Source organism: Nesterenkonia massiliensis (assembly GCF_000455245.1).
In the GTDB taxonomy this organism is placed as follows: domain Bacteria; phylum Actinomycetota; class Actinomycetes; order Actinomycetales; family Micrococcaceae; genus Nesterenkonia; species Nesterenkonia rhizosphaerae.
Map to the genome: position 1 here is coordinate 193,135 of NZ_HG005169.1, position 2,219 is coordinate 195,353.

The 2,219-nt window shown below is 68.2% G+C and carries 1 pseudogene; it reads right to left on the bottom strand.

Annotation, left to right across the window (positions count from 1 at the left end):
- Window positions 1-2,033, bottom strand: a pseudogene (locus TX78_RS09455) (hypothetical protein); the annotation flags it as partial.
- Window positions 2,034-2,219: the final 186 nt, after the last annotated feature.

Here is a 2,219-nt window from a genome sequence, read left to right on the forward strand (position 1 = left end):
GCGAGTTCATCGGCTCCGGCATGGAGCCGCGTCGTCCCCTCTCCGAGATCACCGGCGCCGGTGTCGAGCTTCTTCAGGCCGTCTTCGAGCTTGCCGGAGCCTTCGGTGAGCCGGTCGGCACCGTCCCGGAGCTGCAGCGCGCCCTCGAAGAGCTGTGCATTGCCGTTCTGCAGTTCGCTGGCGCCATCGCGCAGCTTGAGCGCTCCGGCAGCCGCGTCGTCCGCACCCTTCTTCAGGTCCGGGGTCCTGGACGCGAGCTCGGACGTACCGGACCGCAACGTGCCAGCACCTTCGGCGATGGCGCCGTTGCCTTCGGCGAGTTCGTAAGCACCCGCGGTCAAGCGTCCCGCACCGGCTTGCAGCTCGCCCGTACCTGTAACCAGGGCACCCGAGCCGGTCTTCAGCTCGCCGGTACCCGCCTTGAGCTGGGTTGCACCGTCGGCAAGGCGACCTGCGCCCTGGGCCAGCTGGTCGGTGCCGGCGACGAGTTCGCCCGCGCCCTGACCCAACGCACCGGTGCCTTCGCGCAGTTTGCCTGCACCGCTGGCCAGTTCACCGTTACCCTCAGCAAGCTGGGTTGAACCCTCAGCCAGCTGCGCGGTGCCGGCCAGCAGGCCCGGGTTCTCGTCGCCGTCGCCGACGAATCCTGCCTGGATCTGAGCCAGACCGGCATCGAGCGCGCCTGCACCCTCGGCGGCGTCCGCACCGCCAGCGTTGAGCTCCTTCAGCCCTGCCGACAGTTCGCCTGAACCGGCTTCGAGACGAGCGGCTCCGGCGTCGACCTCTTCCAGGCCAGCGGCGAGCTGCGAGGTTCCGTCCTGCAACTGCCCGCTGCCCGCGGCGAGCTGTGCGGCACCGTCAGCGACCTGACCGGCACCGCTGTTCAGCTCCTCGAGCTGAGCGAGGAGCATGCCCACCGGAACGGCCGGGTTGTCCTTGGCGAACTGCAAGAGCTCCGCCGTACCAGCGCTGACCTGAGCCGCACCGTCGCTGAGCTGCTGTGACCCCGGACCGGCCTCGGCCGCACCGGCGGCAAGCTGGCGCGCGCCTTCAAGGGCGGCCGCGGTGCCGGCCTTCAGCTCCGTCGAACCGGCAGCAAGCTCGTCTGCACCGGTGGAAGCCTGCCCGATTCCGGCCGACAACGTATCGAGGCCTTCCTTCAGGTCGCCGGAACCCGTCTTGGCAGAGTCCACACCAGCGCCGAGCTGCTGCGCGCCGTCGTTGACCTGGGCCGCACCTCCGGCAAGGGTGCCAGCACCCTCAGCAGCGGCCTGCGCACCTTCGGCCAGGCTCGCGGCACCGGCGTCAACCTGCGATACACCGTCCGCGAGTCGGCCAGCGCCGTTCTTGAGTTCGCCGGCCCCGGCACCCAGTTCCTGTCCCCCGTCAGCGAGGGACTTGGCCCCGTCGTCGACCTGACTAACGCCCTCATCGAGCCGACCCGCGCCGTTCGCGAGGACGCCTACGCCCTCGCCGAGCTCGGCTGCTCCAGCACCCAGCTGGTTCGCCCCCTCGTGAGCAGAGGTAGCACCGGTCACCAGTCGACCGGCCCCGTCGTCGAGTTTCTTCGCGGCAACATCTGCACGTCCCGCGCCGTCGGCAACCTTCGCCACGCCCGTACCGAGTGCCTGGCCGCCTTCGGCGAGCGCCGCGGCACCCTCCGCTGCGCGCCCCGCTCCATCAGACAGCGACGTTGATCCCTCGGCAAGAGCTTCCGCACCCGCAGTCACGCTTTGGGATCCACGGTGCGCAGTGCTCGTGCCGTCCTTGAGGTCGGCGGCTCCGTCATTCAGGTCGGAGGCGCCCTGGGCCAACTCGGATGCACCCTCAGCGGCCCGGCCGGCCCCGTCGTCGAGTTCACTGATGCCATCCTTGGCCTGACCCATCCCCTCGTTCAGCTGGGCGGCTCCCTTGGATACCTGGCCACTAAACAACGCGAAGAGGGCAAGGCCTGCGATGAGGAATAAGGCTAGGAGCACGGTGATGACGGTATGCATCAACCCTTGCTGCCGTGCGGCATGGTGTGCGTTCATGAGATTCCTAAAGAGAGTCGGACAGCGACGACCGGCACCACGAAAGTGACGCTCGCCACAGATCGGTGTGACCTGCGTTACATCTAACCTTCTCTCGAGTAACTTAGCAACTCCGCGATCGGACTTTCTTGGCTATTCACCGTTGAGCGTGGAGCCCTTGTTGGTGGGGGATCCTGCGGCGTCGGT